The organism is Streptomyces sp. Pv4-95 (genome assembly GCF_045782725.1).
GTDB lineage: Bacteria > Actinomycetota > Actinomycetes > Streptomycetales > Streptomycetaceae > Streptomyces.
The window spans coordinates 62,715-78,487 of record NZ_CP127172.1; the positions used below are offsets into that span (position 1 = coordinate 62,715).

Sequence of the window (15,773 nt, forward strand, 5' to 3'; positions counted from 1 at the left end):
GGCACGCTCCAACCGCACGGGAAGGCCCACATCTCGGCCATCTCGCGTCCCCGCCCTGCACGTCGGACACGGCTACGCCTCGGCCCGGATGCGGCCGGGCTGCCGGTATTCGCCTAGGCCGCGACGCCACCAACACCCGGCGGGCTTGCCTCGTCGATACCCGGCGACCGCGCTGCGGCGAGACCGCATTGCGAAGGTGGTGCTTCCGCTTACCCATCCGCGGGAAGGTTCCGTGCGGTTCGTTGCTCGGGCGGAGCGCCCGAGCACTTGGCAGGCTCGCGGGACCCGCGGGCGGACATTCTGGAGAGCTTCATGGATCTCACAACGCAGGCCGGAATCAACCAATCGTTGATCATGGAACCGATCGAGGCCGATAGCGCTCCCGTGGAGGCACTGCCCCCCTTAGAACTCGCTGCCGCACCTCTCCCAGAGACGCGCACAGCAGAATCCGGAGTGCTGTTGGCGGAGACCGGGGACGACCCCGGCTACCTCATCCCGCAGGACGTCGCAGCGCCGGGCATGCCCAACGGCGCTCGCCGCGTGGACGAATGGACATCCAAGCTGACCGACGGTCAGCTCTCGGAACTCCGACATGTGCACGCGGACGCCTTCAGCGACGACGAGTTCCACAGGGGCGTCCAGTTCATCGACTCCACCACCACCAGCGAGCCCGAAAAGTACCTCTACGACCACTTCGACGACTTCCGCGAAGTCGCCGGGGACGCCCATCGCCTGGTCCACGCGGGCGGCCTGCGGGTGCGCTACCCGTGGCGGGCGTCCACCGACACCGCACAGGGCCCCACCACGGTCAGCTACAGCGTCAGCCACGCACTCACCAGGACCGAGACCGAGACGAAGGGCTGGTCGGCCGGCGGGTCGCTCAAGCTGTCCATCGGCAAGCTCGGCGACGCCACCTTCTCCGGCAGCTACACCTACAGCCGTACCAACAGCACCGCCTGGACCGACACCGACACCGTCAACTCCAACCTGACGGTCGGCGACAAGCAGTGGGGACGCATCGACCTCTTCAACATCGGCGGCACCTACGACGGATATCTGTTCTTCTGCACCTGGAACCTTCCCGTAGCTGCCGAGGACCACCGCTACCGCGTCTTCCACTTCGACGGCCTCCGGTTCAGGTGCCCATATGGACTCCTGGTCTTCCCCTTGAAGGACTTCTTCGTCAAGTCGCCCGACAGCCCCTCCCCAGCCGTGCGCCTGCCACGCCGATGGGCCAACGGCGAAAAGGCACCCAACACCGACTTCCCGAAAGCTCCCAGCACCCACTTCCCCGCCGCGGTCCTTTAGACCCCGGCCGGGGCCCGGTGACCTCCCGCCCCGTGGGGAGCTCGGCGTAGAGGGCAGCGATACGCGCGATCTACCCAGACCCGGCGTCGTTGAGCCGGGCCCGGCCCTCCACACACTCGCGCTGCTGCCTCATCAACTCCTCAAGGCGATTTGCTGGTATCCGACGCGCCGCGCGAGCAGCAAATGCCGGCTGTAGGCGGCCAGGACGGCACCCACGATTTGGCGCGCCTCCTCAACGCCTACCCGGTCGCCGCTGCCCGGATCGGGAACCGGCCCCGACTACGGACCCGAATCGGGGGAGGAACGAGGGGGCGAACCAAAGTCGTGCATATGAAGGCCACCTCGGGGTGGACGATCACCTACGGCCTGCTCGCCGGCGCGCAATGCCTGGCCAGATCCACAAGAGGTCTTCGTCAGCGGGTACTTACACAGCTAAGGGGCCGGACGGATCGTCCGGCCCCTTAAGACGTCGTTTCTTATGGTTCGTTGGCTCGTTGAGTGGTGCATGACGGATCTGGTTGAGCGGTTGGTGCCGGATGAGTTGTGGGCATTGTTTCGTCGGGTCGTTCCGCCGACGGTGGTGATACGTCCGCAGGGTGGTGGCCGGGCCCGGGCGGGCGACCGTGAGGTGCTGGCAGCGATCTTGTTTGTGGCGACTACGGGCTGTACGTGGCGGCAGTTGCCGCCGGTGTTCGGGCCGGCCTGGCCCACGGTCTACCGGCGCTTCGCGCAGTGGAGCCGGGAGCGCGTGTGGGCCCGCCTTCACCGCGTCGTCCTGGATGAGCTCGGCGCTCAGGGCGAACTGGACTGGTCTCGGTGTGCGATCGATTCCGTCAGTGTCCGGGCGGCAAAAGGGGGCTTTTGACCGGACCGAATCCGACCGACCGTGGCAAGTTGGGGTCGAAGATTCACCTGGTCACAGACCGGAACGGACTGCCGCTGTCGCTAGGGATCTCCGGCGCCAACATGCACGACAGTCTCGGCCTGGCGCCGCTCGTGCGAGGAATCCCGCCCATCCGCTCTCGGCGCGGTCCTCGTCGCAGGCGCCCGGCCAAGCTTCACGCGGACAAGGGCTACGACTACGAGCACCTTCGGCGATGGCTCCGCGAGCGTCGCATCACTCATCGCATCGCCCGCAAAGGCGTCGAGCCCTCGCAGCGGCTCGGTCGCCACCGCTGGGTAGTCGAGAGAACGGTGTCCTGGCTGGCCGGCTGCCGACGCCTCCACCGGCGCTACGAACGCAAGCCCGAGCACTTCCTCGCCTTCGTCGGGATAGCCGCAACCCTCATCTGCTACCGCCGACTCACCAAGTGAAACAACGTCTAAGTGCGTCGCGGGAGCTGGTGGCCCGCCAGCTCCCGGCGGCTATCGGATCAGTGCTGCTGGACCCAGAGCATGAGCCAGCCGACGATCGCTGTCCCCATGGCTGTCGACGCGCCGCGGACGAGGCCGGCGGTTGCCTCGCCCGAAAGCCGTCGCAGTGCCTTCCGCCAGGTGGAGGCGGAGGTGGCGCGGGGCTTCGTTAATCCGTACTTGCTCGTAGGCTCAGACGTGGACACGAGGACTCCTTCACAGCGGTGATCGTGGATCAGATGCAGAACGGCTCCCTGTTGCAGCAGGGAGCCGTTCGTCAATTGTCCCGCGAGCAGGGGTCGACTGACTGAAACCGTGCCCAGCGGACGGTTTCCGCGACACCCCGACACCTCACCGAACTGCACATGTGACATACCGTCACTTTGGGAGTACAGAAAGTAGTTGCTCATCTGGCGAAGATGGGCGAGCTTCCCCGTGACAACGTGAGTCATCGCGAGGTATCCCTGGACTTCCTGTGTCAACGGAGAGGGGAAGCCATGGGGCGGGTCTTGCGGATGCCGGGGGAAGACCAGTTACCTCCGGGCCCGCGAAGGGTCTTCGTAGAAGCCCTCTTCACCTACTACCGGTCAGCTTCCAGGCCGACGCTGAGGAAGATCGCCGAGCTGATTCCGCAGAAGTACCCTGACGCGACCGGCAGCCCCGAAACCGTGCGCCGCACGCTCCTTGGACTGTCCACCCCGGCCAATTGGGACACGGTCGATGCGATAGTCACGGTCCTGTGCGACATTGCGCAGATAGACCCCGATGCGCCAACAACATCCCCTGACGACCCCTGGGCAACCATCGTCACCCCCGCAACACCCAGGACGGAGATCAAGAAGCTGTGGCACGCAGTGTTCGACGCCGATCCCCGGAACCCTGAGCAGCGAGGACGTCCGCAGTCTGGCAGCGACCCCTGGCGTGTAGCCCCGGCGGACGGGCCAGAAGCACCGCTGTACAGCGACGAACCTCCGTTTTAGCGGCACCACCCCGTGTCCCGCGTCCCGCAAGCCACGCCGACGGATCATTGCTGCCTCCTCGCAACCGGGGCCCGCCCAAAGGCCCCCTGAGGCACACAGCCACCGGTCCGCAAAGAGCAGCGCAGCGGCGCTGTGCCAAGCAGCGTTGCCCTTGGCGGCTCAGTACCTGGATCTCATCTCGGCTCTCAGGTACGTCTGGTGATGGCCTGATCACCAGGGTTGGTGGGTGGTCGGAGTCACTACGCTGAGCGCCTTCACACTGCGGGAGGTTCGGTTGGTACGGAGCACGCTCGGGCAGGACTTCCGGCGGTTGTGGGGTGCATACGCGGTCGGCGCAGCCGGCAGTGCCGTCGGTATGGGGGCGTTGCCGCTGATTGCCCTCCTGGTGCTGGATTCCACGGCATCCAGGTCTCTCTCTGCTCCGGCCCACCTGGTACATCCCTACATCGACACTCTGGGGAGACGGCCGGTAAGGCGTCGAGGGACCGAGCCGGAGCAGCCCACGGATCGCCCTGACAGACAGCGCGCAGGTAGCCGTCGCGATGGCCATCGAGCGTCTGCTGCCACACTGCGGCCCGGCCTTCGTCGGCAGTGCCGACGAATTAGGCTGCTCACGAGAAGACACGAGCGGCAGGGACGCTTTCCCAGGCTCGGCATTCGGCCCGGCTCGGCTCGGCCACGGCAATGGTGCCATCCCACGATACACAGCGGCCTCGAACCGTGAGGTGTCGGGCGTTGAACCACTGCACTCGCAGCGACACCCGGCTTCGTCGCCGCAGTGGCCAACGCGCTGCGCACTGACCTCACCGCATGGGGCGCGCCGCCTGGGAACGCACCACCCCGCGGTTTCCTCGGCCACGGCGCGACCGAGCGGTGGCGGCCGCCGTCACAAGCCACGTGGACGTCGGTCCGGGTAAGGCTGAGGACGCCGTTCCTCTCAGGGCGCGGTCAGGGGCAGTTCGATCAGATGGGGCCATTCAGCCCGGTAGCCGGCCGCCTTGGCGGTGTGTACGGCGGCCGGGGCGATTCCCGTTGGGCTGGGGCGCAGGACAGATGCACGCGGGCCTGGTTGCGCGGCTCCAGTTCGACGCCGAGGCCTTCCACGCCCCGCTGGCACCGCTGGATGATCCGGTCCTCGGCGTCGTACGACAGGTCGTCGGCGTCGCGGAAGATGAGTCGAATTCGCGGATGCCGTAACCGAGGTCGGCTCTCCCCACAGCAATGTTCCAGACGGTCTGGAACAGCGCTCCCGCCGTGAGGTACCACGGCGGGAGAACAAGAACCGACAGGCGTTCCAGAACCGCCCGCACCTGGGGGTTGCGCAGAACCGGTACCGCGAACGCGCGTTCCTGGTCCTCGGGTGCGGCCCGCGCGAGCCCGGGCAGTTCAGCGCCGGTCAGACTCTGGCACCGGGAGGTCGGAGTACAAGTTTCGCGGTAGTCGAGGAGCGCCACGGCCCAAGATTGGCGCATCCGCCAGAAGCGCGCGCACGGGACCCGCTCCCCGGAGGAGCGGGCCAGGCCGTCTCTTCAGCAGAGCCGTCATGGCCGAGTGGTCGCTGATCCGGCGTTAGCGCACGCTGTGCACGAAACGGCAGTCGGCGAGCCGCGAAACGAGGTCGGCGGTGACGAACGCATGGTTCGAGCCGCCGCAGATGCGCCGGCCGACCCGCGCGCGGCTGCCGTTCTTCGGTGGCGCTCCGCCCACTGGTGACAGCAGGCGGAGCCACTGCACGAGGTGCTACTGCTGTTGGGTCGGTGAGGGTGTCTCCGCCCCTCGGCCCGGGACGATCAGCGCCAAGGTGGAACGAGCCTCCTGACGCAATTCCCCCCGCCGCGCGAACGTCGCCGTGAAGGCCAGGAACGAGATCGTTCCTGCGTAGACGACCGCGGCAACCACAGATACCAGCCCGATGCCCATCGGGCACGCACCTTTCTCCCCCTGTTCGGGAACGCCCGGCCCTCTGCGACCGGGCGACACGTGCTGACGCGATTGTACGAAACCCCCGAACCAAGCTCTAGTCCAACAACCGTAAGGAGGACACAGGTTGCCTACGTCTACCTATCGCGTACTCGTCTGCGATCCGAGGAGCTGGTCGACGTGCTGCCGCTGCAAGAGGTCACCGTCGAGGACTACATCGGCGAGGCCGGCAGCGTGCAAGTCACCATGTCGATTCCCAACCGCGCCATGGCTGACCGCGTCCGACCCCTCCTCGTCCCGGCCCGCACGGCGCCGTGGGTCGAGCGCGACCGGCAAATCTGGTGGGGCGGCGTGCTGTGGACGGTCACCCCCCAGAGCGACGAGCGCGGAAACAGATCGCGACGTCATCGAGGAGTCCCGAGCCGTGCAGCGGCTGTCCATACGGCAGCTCACCCGCTGAACGACAACGCTCCCTGTACGGCCCAACGCAGGCCGTACAGGGAGCGCGCTCTGCGATTCTCACGGCCTAGAGTCGGTCCGGCGGATCATGAAACGGCCTCATACTGGGTCAGACGCTGCTGATGCTGGGCCCGCCGAAATCGTGCGGCTGTCCACCGCGCCATTCCGCCCACTCAGCGTCATCGAGGAGCGGCTCGGCTCGGGGAGGCCGGCGAGGCGCAGGAACTCCACGACGTCCATGTCCCTGCGGGCGAGGCCGAGGATGGCGTCAAGGTGGACGCGGCGGCCACCGGGGCGGGCGGGCGGATGACGATGCGAGCGGTCATGTGACCAGGTTTCCTGCGAAGGGGCGGTGGTCGGCGCGCCCCAGAATTCTGTAGTGGGGCGCCGGCCTCGCTTCGGTCGACATCGCCCCTTCCGCTCGCCAAAGGCCCGGCTGACGCCGGGGCGGCGAATAAGTTGGTGTGCGGGGCCGACGGGACCGGGTAACGTCTTTGTCATGTTCTTCCAGACGCCGATTTACGAGTGAGAGCGGATGGGCCCCGCTGACGTCCTTCGGCGTCGCCGCCCCTCCCCCACCGATGAATCCGTAGAACACTTCACCTCATACCGGGAGAACCCATGACCGTGAGCAAGAACATCAACAACCCCGTGGGCATGGGCGGCGGCCAGCGCAAGCGGCTGTCCCGCGCCGAACGGCAGAACAACGGCCCGCACCGCAACCTCGACCGCCAGGGTGCGGCCGAGCAGAAGGCGGAGCTGGTGCGCAAGATGCGCGAAAAGGCAGGCGCAGCTGAGGGCGCCGGGCAGGCAGGCGACGACACCGCACAGAGCTGACGCACCGCCGCCGGGCGGCACCACACGGGGCAGGGCCCGGACCACGATGCGCGGTCCGGGCCCTGCTGCCGTACCGGGCGCGGCCGGGCCCGATCAGCTCCCGGCCGACACCGCGTCTAGCCGACCGCGTCTTTGCCGGACACCCGGGGAAGCCGCCGATTTCAGTCGCCTCGTCACCGCCGGCCCCGAGCTGCGCCAGGGGCGGCACCACCTGCGCGTTTCTCGTGCCCAGCCGGGCGAGACCGCAGTTGTGGGTGGTGGCGTAACTGATCTTCGAAAGGGTGCGGGCGAGTCGGTTGCTGATCCGCCCGTTGCCTGGTCAGCGAGGGCAAGAGTGTCGTCGTCGAGCGGCGACCCTCGTTGATGCTGCCGAATCGGTCCGATCCGGTTTGCTCACCGCCGCGGCAGAAGGACATCCTGCCGCGGGTCATCCGCCGCGGCGGCAAGCAACCCGTGATGTGCGCGGGCTACAAGGAGTGCTTGAGGACGCGCCGCTCAAAGTTGCGGAAAGCAGCTTCGAGCTCCCACTCCTGCTGGGCCTTCGGGCTGGAGTCCAGCAGCGCCTGGCAGCGCGCGCCCGGATGGCTGGCTCCGGGCTCCTGCCCGGCACACCGCGCCACGGGACGGTACCTGCGCTTGGGAGTCTTGTCGTTCCACAGGCTCTTGCCCGACAGGAACGCCTCCTCCAGCGACGTCCGGGCGATGCCCTTCAGCTCCGGGTACGACAGTGCGTAGGTCGTCGCGGCCCGCTCGTACTCGCGGGAGATGTCGGTGCGGGAGATGCCCGGGTCGTCGGTGGAGATCGTCACCGGAACGCCTGCCTTGCGGTAAGCCTGGAAGGGGTGGTCCCTACCGGCGACCTGGAGGATCTGCTCGTTGCTGGTGAGGTTCGCCTCCAGGGCGATGCCGCGCTTCGCCATGGTGTGCAGCAGCTTCCTTGACAGATCCTCGTGCTTGAGGTCGACGCCGTGTCCGATGCGCTCCGCGTGGCCGACGCGCACCGCCTCGTTGATGTGAAAGGTGAGGTCCTTACGTCCGACGAACTCGGGGGTCAACTCGCCGGCGTGCAGGGCGATGTGGGCGTCCGGGTATTTTCTGTGCAGGAAGTCCAGCATGCGCATGTGCAGCCGGTAGTTGCGCAGTGAGTTCTTGTCGTCCTCGGGCTGTACGAGATTGACGCCGACGAACCGCCTGTCCTTCTCCGCGAGCGCCATGCCGAGTTCCAGTTGCGTGAACACATCCGCGGGTGCCAGCGCGCGCAACGCGTGAGAGAGGAAACGGGTCTCAACCTTGCACCCGGGCTGAGCGGAGGCGGTGCCACAGTGCGCGGCCCTGCGGAAGTCGCGATCAGTGTTGTCGGCCTCCTTGCGAGCCGCGTTCACCAAGCGGTCGAGCTTGCCCCCCGCGGTCAGACGCTCGTGCATGGCCGCCAGGTCCTTGTCGTAGCCGACCTGCTTGGCCAGCTTCGCGGCCTGCGGGAACGCGGGGCTGATCATCGTCTCCAGGTACTGCTGGTGGTTCCTGGCAGCCGTGTTGGCTACGTCGGCTTGCAGCTTCCCGTTGAAATCATTCGTGGTGACCGCCATGAATTTGTCGAACGTGGCGAAGAAATGGTCGTGCCCCGCCCGGCTCGGCCTGTTCTGCGGGAAGTCCTTCATCGACCAGGCCCGCGCAAGCTTCTCCCGGAAGGCGGAATCAGTGCGCACGTCGGAGGCCGGGCGGCTGCCGTCCTTGCAAGGGCCCTGAACGGCAGTTGAGCTGTCCTCCTCGATACACAGGCCGTTGTGCACGGCGAGGTCGATGAGGAGCTGTGTGGAGGCGGCACCGGAAAGGTGATTGTGCAGATCAGCGCCCTTGGGCATGGCGCGCATGAACTCCCGCAGTTGGTGCGGGTCGCTTCGTATGTGCTCCAGGTGCGCAGCAACCCGCCCTTCCCTGGCGATGGTGCTGTGCTCCGAGTCGGGCCTGGGCTTCGCGGCGTCGGCGGTGGCGAGCGGCAGGGCAACCGCCGAGGCGACGAGGACGACGCCCACACCCACCATCGACGCGCGTAGACCCTTGAGCGACCTGCACCTCACGAAAATTTGGCTCATGGACACGACATCTTCGGTGTCCGGAAGACATTTTTCAATCCTGCCGCCCGATCTCCACCGCAAGCACCTCCACCACACCCCCGTCGCCGCGAAGACGAAACACCTCAGTCCCCTGGAGTGGCTACGTACTCACCCCGAGGCCGTGGACTCGGCAGTGGAGAAACTGCTGCGCCACAACCTGGCCATCGGCGACGGCCTTCCTCGTATTGCCACGAAAGATACCGAACTGGGGGAACGGCCAGTGCCAAGGCAGACCTCGTACTCGTCCTCGTCGAAGGCGCCAACTACGACCCCACCGGGCTTCCGCGACCCGCACCAACGGGACCTGACCCGCACACCCCATGCGCATCTGGCCTTCGGCGCGGGAGGGCCCCACTGCTCAAGCCGCCTCTCCCGCCCGCACCCACGCATCGGTCGCTCTCTCCGCTGCTTCGGCTCGCCTGCCTGACCTTCGCCTGACCATCCCCGCAAGCGAGATCAGCCCGCGCTCAGGCCGGATCAAGCGGACCTCCGAACGGCTTCCCGTGCTGTGGCGACGTGGACACCGGCCGCATCCGCCGGCACTTGCGACCGCAGTACCCCAACACCAGCCAGTGCGCCGCCCTGGTAGCCCACCCACAGGACGGCCTTCCATCGGCGATCACCCTTTTGCGTGCCCACAAGGGGGCCGGGCCGAGCAGCCGGCGCGCCAGAATGACCTCATGCCGAAGCTGCCCGTACGGTCGGTCCGTCCCTCTTCGGATTCAGTGCTGTCCTTGTGGTCGCAGGACTCCGTGTTGTCGATCGGCTCAGTAGGGTCGGTGCTGTCCGTGGGGTCCGTCGGATCGGCCCTGTCTGTCGGCTCGATCGGAAGCGCCCTGTCGGTCGGCTCGATCGGCTCATCCCTGTCATTGATCTCGACCGGATCGTGGCTGAGTACGGGATCCCTGTTCTCCGCGCAGTCGCGGTGGTCGGTGCTGTCCTGGCGCTCCTCCCGCGGCTTCCTGGCCATGGGAGCAGTAGGGGCAGCGACAGGAAGCGTCCTGCTGTTGATGCACATGCTGCAGCCAGGCCGCCGACCCACGTCGAGATGAGGTGACGGGCTGTCCGCCCGGCGCGGCTCTGAGCGGCACCGGCAACAGCACCAACGACCACCGGCCTCATCGAGCACAACCTCGACAACGCGGGGCAGGCACCACCACCGGGGACCGAGCAGGAACCAACCACGAGCCCTGCGCCGGAGGCCCGGGCACCTCCGGTCCGACGATGATCAGCGGTCAGCCCAACGGCGCCACACCGGCCCGCCGGTCCTGGCCATCACGGAGCCTAAAGAGCGTTCGGTCCCTCGTCGTGGCTCAGGCACCGGTGTCCACCCACGCCCAGGCCGCAGCACGTTCCCCGTGTGGAGTTGCCTTCCCGCAGCGACCCACGAGCAAGACCAAGGTCTATGGCTGGAGGTCGCGCTGGTACCAAGTGCCTGACTTGCCGCCGAGATCGGCCGGGGTGGCAGGGCCGACCGAGACGAACCCGGCCTTGACCAAGACTCTCTGGGAGGCGGCGTTGTCGTGGGAGGTGGCCGCCCGCAGTGTACGCAGGCCGTGTATCACTGACGCCATCCGGCACAGCTCCCGGACGGACGCGGTCGCCACACCACGGCCGGCGACCCGCTCCGCGACCCGGTAGCCGAGTCTGGCAGTGCCGTCCTCCAAGTCGTACAGGTTGAACCTACCGAGCACCGCGCCGTCCTCGGCAACGAGTACGTAGAAGGCGCAGATACCGGCCTCCTGCTCGGCCAGCGCGGCGTCGAACCTGTCGGTGAAGTGGTCGAAGAAGTCGTCGCCGCGGTCGGAGATCGAAGCAGCGAAGTAGGTGCGGTTCGCCAGCTCGAAGGCCAGGACCGCCGGGGCGTGGCCGGCATCCAGCCGCGTCAGCTCGGGCATCGCCCGACTCTACCCACATCGAGCGCGGCGTTCAGGGTGAGCCTCACCCCTCAACTCGCTCAGAACCGGGCTCAGCCTCGTGGCCGGTGGCCCGCAATGTAGGCGACGAGGGAATCGGCTCCTCTTGGTGGTCGAGCCGGCGGTGCACGGCAGGGCGCGCGACGGTCAGGACGCCGCGGGCAGGAGCCCCCGCTCCACCGCCGCGTCCCGGACCTCTTCGTACAGGGCGGTAAGGGTCTCGCTGACCTGGACCCGCGGGAGTTGCAGGCGATCGAGCGCGGTGGCGTCCGCGTCAACGTCCTGCCAGCCCTGTCCGGTGAGGAGTCGCATCAGTGCGGGGTTGAGGCGGTCCACGCCGCGCACCAGCCGCGCCTCCGGTGTGACGCCTTCCTCGTACTCGTGCCACAGAGCGAGGAATTCCGTGGCGAGCGGGCCGGGGAGAGGAGTGAAGCGGCGCTGGGCGACCTCTTCCTCGATGCGGGCCTTGTCCTGGGTGTGCTCGGCACTGTGCTGGGTGGCCCACGCCGAGGGGTCTCCCGCCTCGATCTCCACGAGATCGTGCATCAGGCACATCTTGAGCATCCGCTCAAGCTCCAGCGCATGCCCGAATTCCCGCTCGAACTGCTGGTGGAGCAGCCAGCTGACCATGGCCAAGTGCCAGGAGTGCTCCGCCACGCTTTCCTTGCGGTCGGCGGTGGCGTTGTTGTGGCGTTCAACTTCCCGTAAGCGAGCGCTGAAAGCGATGAAGTCGAATACCGCCCGGAGATCTCCCGGCATGCCGTTTCCCCAATCTTCCACATATTGTTGACGCGACCGCGTGATCGCCGAGCCGGACTCTAGCACCGGCGCACCGGCCGTTCGCTTCAGGACAGTTGACGGGTCATCCGTGCGTCCGCAGAGCCATCACACCATCTCCGCCCCGCACATTGCGATTCCGTGTCCAGAAATCATCGTTGACAGTTTTCCAGGCAAGTTATTACGTTCCTGTGAAACCTATTGTCAACAAGTGACAGCAAAGGAATGAACTCGTATGGCAAAGTTCTACGCAGCGTCGGAACTAGAGGGAACATTGACCGGATTCCGCTCCCGCGGCCCGGCGACACTCAACGAATGCCTCGCCTCCGGCACGCTCTGGCAGCCGGTATTCCAGTGCACCATCATGGCAAACACCGGTGACGGCATGAGCGTCTTAACGGGCACCCGCCGGGCGGACAGCAACCCCACCCACCCCAACGTGATCAGCACGCCGACCAGCATGCTGCCGCTCGAATTCGCCCGATGTTACGCCGACGGCATGGCCTCGTCGGCAGCAGAGCTTGCCCCGGTCCATCTCACCGAGCTGAGGGCGGACGACCTGCGGACCGTGGCCCGTTTCCCCGAGGACGGGCAGCGCAACGTGGTCCCCGATCCCTCCTCCGCCCTCTCGTTCCTGGTGGGCGATCTCCTCGCCCGTAAGCTCGGCTGCGAGGCCGCCATGGAGGCCGCCTCCCGGGAAAAGCCGCTGGGAACCTGCCGCTTCTCCATGATCGGGGCCGGCTTCAGCTACGTCGCCGACCGCCCCACGGCGGACCCCGAGTCGCCCGAACCGCTCTTCGAGCCGCTGCTGATGTTCGGCGCGGTCCTCGAACTGGACGACCCGGCCCTCATCCCCGAGAACACCTCCTCGTACAAGGACCTTTGCTGGACGTCGCCGGCGGACTACGCCGAGGGCGTGCGCACCAAGCGCATCGAGAGCTTCAACCCGAAGTTCCTGGACCTGGCCGACGAGGCCGACAGCGACACGGTGACCGTGTGCGCCCGGGGCCTGTGCCTGCAGACCACCCATAAGGTGCTCGCGGGTCTCGGCCCGGCCCACGGCGGCGAGACCACCGCCACCCGCGAGGCCACCCCCGGTGCCCGGGCATGACGGCGCCGACAACCGGCCCCATAGGGCCCGGCCAGGACCGGGACGCGGCTCCACTGGACCCGGCCCTGATCCGCAAAGACTTCCCGATCCTGGCCCGCACCGTCTCCGACGGTCGGCCACTTATCTACCTGGACTCCGGCGCGACCGCCCAGCGTCCCGCCTCCGTCCTGGACGCCGAACGGGCCTTCACCGAGACCTCCAACGCCGCCGTCCACCGCGGGGCGCACCAGCTCTCGGAGGAGGCGACCGAGGCGTACGAGGACGCCCGCGCCCGGGTAGCGGCGTTCGTCGGGGTCGCCCCCGGCGAGGTGGTCTTCACCAAGAACGCCACCGAGGGCATCAACCTCGTCGCCTACGCCATGAACAACGCCACGACCGCCGGACCGGAGGCCGCCCGTTTCCGCCTCGGTCCCGGCGACGAGATCGTGGTGACCGAGATGGAGCATCACGCCAATCTGGTGCCCTGGCAGGAGTTGTGCCGGCGCACCGGCGCCACGCTGCGCTGGCTGGGGGTCACCGACGACGGTCGGCTGGAGCCGGCCGACGTGGACGAGGTGATCACGCCGCGGACCCGGCTGGTCGCCTTCACCCACCAGTCGAACGTGCTGGGCACGGTCAATCCCGTGCACCGCATCGTGTCCCGCGCGGCCGAGGTCGGCGCGTTCACGCTCCTGGACGCCTGCCAGTCGGTACCGCACGCTGCGGTCGACCTGCACGCCCTCGGCGTGGACTTCGCGGTCTTCAGCGGGCACAAGATGCTCGGCCCGTTCGGCGTAGGCGTCCTCTACGGACGGCGCGAACTGCTGGAGATCATGCCGCCCTTCCTCACCGGTGGCTCGATGATCGAGGTCGTCCGGATGACGGAGGCGACCTATGCGCCGCCGCCCCAGCGTTTCGAGGCGGGCGTGCCGATGGTGTCGCAGGCGGTCGGGCTGGCGGCCGCGATCCGCTATCTGACCGACGTCGGAATGGACCGGATCACCGCGCACGAGCACCGGCTCACCGAGCTGGCTCTGCGCACCCTCACGGCCATGCCAGGGGTGCGGGTCCTGGGGCCGTCCACCATGGAAGACCGTGGTAGCGCGGTGTCCTTTGTCGTCGACGGGGTGCATCCGCACGACGTCAGCCAGGTCCTGGACGCCCGTGGCATCGCGGTACGCGTCGGGCATCACTGCGCCTGGCCGCTGCATCGCCGGCTGGGCGTGCCCGCCAGCGTGCGCGCGAGTTTCTACCTGTACAACGGTCCCGAGGAGATCGCGGCGTTGGCGGCGGGCATCAAGGCGGCCCAGGCGCTTTTCGCGACGGGGGACGACACGGAGGCCGCGGTATGCAGCTGACGGCAGAGAACCAAGCGGTCATCCTCGCGCACTACCGTGCCCCCCGGCACATCGGGCTGCGCGAGCCGTACGACACGGAGGTGCAGCACACCAACCCGACGTGCGGCGACGAACTCACCCTGCGCGTCCGGCTGACCGGTTCGGGCACCGAGGCGGTCGTGGCCGACCTCTCCTACGAGGTTCAGGGCTGCTCGATCAGTCAGGCGTCGGCCTCTGTGATGGCCGGGCTCGTCCTGGGGCATCCCGTAGCGGAGGCCGAATCCCTGCATACGGAATTCGCCTCGCTCTTGCGTGAACGCGCGACGGAGGCGTCTGCCTGGCCTGCCCGGCTGGGTGATGCCGTGGCATTCCGGGAGGTGGCCCGGCATCCCGCGCGGATCAAATGCGCACTGCTGGGCTGGGCGGCGCTCCGCAGCGCCCTGTCTTAAGCGGGCGGGCAAGCTCGGCGTCTTATCGCGGGCGGGGGTAGCGGTGATTATGCCGGTGCCCCCGCCCGTGACACGAATAGCCCGGGACACGCGCCCATAAGCACGTCTTGGCTGTTTCATAAGGACACCTTGGGCCACATGGCGGCGGCGTACCTTTTGTTTTCGCTCCGTTTTGGCCGCCGCCATACGCCGGTTGAGCGAGATGCTCACCACCAGGCTGAGAAAGAACGACCGTTGACCGGCGCCCGGGGGCTACGCAGCGACAGCCGAAGCGAAAGAACGAAGTGATTGGCCGGTTGTCGCCGCGTAAGTAGGCACCGCCCGGTTCGCGCCGATCACGTCCGCTGCCTCAAAGAAGAAGAGTCGCCGCTGTGCAGGGCGAGCGGTGCCGCGAAACCGGCCGGGTACGCCACCTTCCAAGGGCAGCCACGGTGGCCGGCTGCGGGCCACGGAACAGATACCGCGACGCTCCCCCGTACCGGAGACGGCGCCGGCGTACGCAGCGTCGGTCTGCCGACCGAGACCTGTTGGCCTATTGGCCTGTCAGAGCTCACGCCGCCCCGTGGCTTCGTGGCCAAGGCCGCTTCTTGCGACTTGTGTTCAGACGAGCGCCGCGGTGGGAGCGGGCAGGTAGGGGGCGATGTTGCGCCAGGCGCGCTCGATGTATTCCTCTTTCTCGCCGACCGGGGCGACATAGTGCAGCGCGCCTTCGGCGGCGTCGTTGCCCTCAAGGCGAGCGATGATCCAGGCGGCGAGGTAGTGCGAGGCCAGGCAGCCGCCGGCGGTGGCGATGTTGTCCTTGGCGTAGAAGGGCTGGTTGAGTACCTCGACGCCCGCGGCGACGACCCAAGGCTTGGTGGTCAGGTCGGTGCAGGCGGGGATGTCGTGGAGCAGACCCAGCTTGGCCAGGACGAGCGCACCGGAGCACTGTGCCGCGATGAGTTGACGCGACGGGTCCAGGCCGCCGCGCAGGACCTTCATGATCGCTGGATCTTCGACAACCTCGCGGGTGGCGATGCCACTCCCGACGATGACGGCGTCAGCAGCACACGCCTCCTCAAGAGTGGACATCTGCTCGACGACCACCCCGTTCATCGACGTCACCTTGGGGCTGAGGGTGGCGATGGTGACGCGCCAGTCGTCGGTCTTGATGCGGTTGAGCACACCGAGTGCGATCAGAGAGTCGAGCTCGTTGTAGCCCTCGAAGGTGAGGATGGCGATGTGCACGGTGGC

Annotated in this window: 12 protein-coding genes; 8 read left to right on the top strand and 4 right to left on the bottom strand. The window is 67.5% G+C overall.

Annotation, left to right across the window (positions count from 1 at the left end; all coding sequences use genetic code 11):
• Window positions 1–459 precede the first annotated feature (459 nt).
• The 4 genes from QOM21_RS00295 (at window position 460) to QOM21_RS00310 (ending at window position 6,857) form a co-directional block, all read left to right on the top strand.
• Entirely contained in the window at window positions 460–1,308 is an 849-nt protein-coding gene (locus QOM21_RS00295) for a hypothetical protein (protein WP_407547453.1), read from the top strand.
• Window positions 1,309–1,813: 505 nt separating this feature from the next.
• Window positions 1,814–2,622 (top strand): IS5 family transposase gene (locus tag QOM21_RS00300; protein WP_407547454.1). Its coding sequence is split into 2 segments (ribosomal slippage): window positions 1,814–2,156 and window positions 2,156–2,622, totalling 810 coding nucleotides; the frame shifts between segments, so codons are not numbered across the junction.
• A gap of 458 nt (window positions 2,623–3,080) precedes the next feature.
• Window positions 3,081–3,641, top strand: coding sequence for a hypothetical protein (locus tag QOM21_RS00305; RefSeq protein ID WP_407547455.1), 561 nt, complete (start codon window positions 3,081–3,083; stop codon window positions 3,639–3,641).
• Window positions 3,642–6,641: 3,000 nt separating this feature from the next.
• Window positions 6,642–6,857 carry a DUF6243 family protein gene (locus tag QOM21_RS00310; RefSeq protein ID WP_407547456.1) on the top strand — a complete coding sequence of 72 codons (216 nt, stop codon included), beginning with the start codon at window positions 6,642–6,644 and terminating at the stop codon, window positions 6,855–6,857.
• A 467-nt stretch (window positions 6,858–7,324) separates the two neighbouring features.
• Here the strand turns inward: QOM21_RS00310 and QOM21_RS00315 are convergent, their stop codons facing one another.
• Window positions 7,325–8,950: an adenosine deaminase gene (locus QOM21_RS00315; RefSeq protein ID WP_407547457.1), complete on the bottom strand. Its 1,626-nt coding sequence runs from the start codon at window positions 8,948–8,950 to the stop codon at window positions 7,325–7,327.
• Between the two features lie 701 nt (window positions 8,951–9,651).
• On the opposite strand from QOM21_RS00315, the gene QOM21_RS00320 reads away from it, so the two are divergent.
• Window positions 9,652–10,023, top strand: a complete 372-nt coding sequence (locus QOM21_RS00320; RefSeq protein ID WP_407547458.1) for a hypothetical protein — start codon at window positions 9,652–9,654, stop codon at window positions 10,021–10,023.
• A gap of 351 nt (window positions 10,024–10,374) precedes the next feature.
• Here the strand turns inward: QOM21_RS00320 and QOM21_RS00325 are convergent, their stop codons facing one another.
• Complete coding sequence (locus QOM21_RS00325; protein WP_407547459.1) at window positions 10,375–10,869, bottom strand: GNAT family N-acetyltransferase; 495 nt, start codon at window positions 10,867–10,869, stop codon at window positions 10,375–10,377.
• Between the two features lie 165 nt (window positions 10,870–11,034).
• Window positions 11,035–11,646, bottom strand: coding sequence for an HD family hydrolase (locus QOM21_RS00330; RefSeq protein ID WP_407547460.1), 612 nt, complete (start codon window positions 11,644–11,646; stop codon window positions 11,035–11,037).
• 403 nt (window positions 11,647–12,049) lie between these two features.
• Between QOM21_RS00330 and QOM21_RS00335 the strand changes: the two genes are divergently transcribed.
• The 3 genes from QOM21_RS00335 to sufU are packed head-to-tail and all read left to right on the top strand — an operon-like array spanning window position 12,050 to window position 14,540.
• Window positions 12,050–12,775, top strand: coding sequence for a hypothetical protein (locus QOM21_RS00335; RefSeq protein WP_407547461.1), 726 nt, complete (start codon window positions 12,050–12,052; stop codon window positions 12,773–12,775).
• Complete coding sequence (locus QOM21_RS00340; protein ID WP_407547462.1) at window positions 12,772–14,112, top strand: cysteine desulfurase; 1,341 nt, start codon at window positions 12,772–12,774, stop codon at window positions 14,110–14,112. Before QOM21_RS00335 ends, QOM21_RS00340 begins: the two co-directional genes overlap by 4 nt.
• A complete protein-coding gene (gene sufU / locus QOM21_RS00345; protein WP_407547463.1) occupies window positions 14,103–14,540 on the top strand; it encodes a Fe-S cluster assembly sulfur transfer protein SufU in 438 nt (145 codons plus the stop codon). Before QOM21_RS00340 ends, sufU begins: the two co-directional genes overlap by 10 nt.
• 600 nt (window positions 14,541–15,140) lie before the next feature.
• On the opposite strand, the gene QOM21_RS00350 is transcribed toward sufU, so the two are convergent.
• The gene (locus QOM21_RS00350) at window positions 15,141–15,767 is read right to left on the bottom strand and encodes a DJ-1/PfpI family protein (RefSeq protein ID WP_407547464.1); all 627 of its coding nucleotides are present in this window, start codon (window positions 15,765–15,767) and stop codon (window positions 15,141–15,143) included.
• Window positions 15,768–15,773 lie beyond the last annotated feature (6 nt).

Coding starts and splice junctions, on each gene's coding strand:
- QOM21_RS00305 (WP_407547455.1), top strand. CDS start 3,081: ATGGGCGAGCTTCCCCGTGACAACGTGAGTCATCGCGAGGTATCCCTG.
- QOM21_RS00310 (WP_407547456.1), top strand. CDS start 6,642: ATGACCGTGAGCAAGAACATCAACAACCCCGTGGGCATGGGCGGCGGC.
- QOM21_RS00315 (WP_407547457.1), bottom strand. CDS start 8,950: ATGAGCCAAATTTTCGTGAGGTGCAGGTCGCTCAAGGGTCTACGCGCG.
- QOM21_RS00320 (WP_407547458.1), top strand. CDS start 9,652: ATGCCGAAGCTGCCCGTACGGTCGGTCCGTCCCTCTTCGGATTCAGTG.
- QOM21_RS00325 (WP_407547459.1), bottom strand. CDS start 10,869: ATGCCCGAGCTGACGCGGCTGGATGCCGGCCACGCCCCGGCGGTCCTG.
- QOM21_RS00330 (WP_407547460.1), bottom strand. CDS start 11,646: ATGCCGGGAGATCTCCGGGCGGTATTCGACTTCATCGCTTTCAGCGCT.
- QOM21_RS00335 (WP_407547461.1), top strand. CDS start 12,050: ATGAGCGTCTTAACGGGCACCCGCCGGGCGGACAGCAACCCCACCCAC.
- QOM21_RS00340 (WP_407547462.1), top strand. CDS start 12,772: ATGACGGCGCCGACAACCGGCCCCATAGGGCCCGGCCAGGACCGGGAC.
- sufU (WP_407547463.1), top strand. CDS start 14,103: ATGCAGCTGACGGCAGAGAACCAAGCGGTCATCCTCGCGCACTACCGT.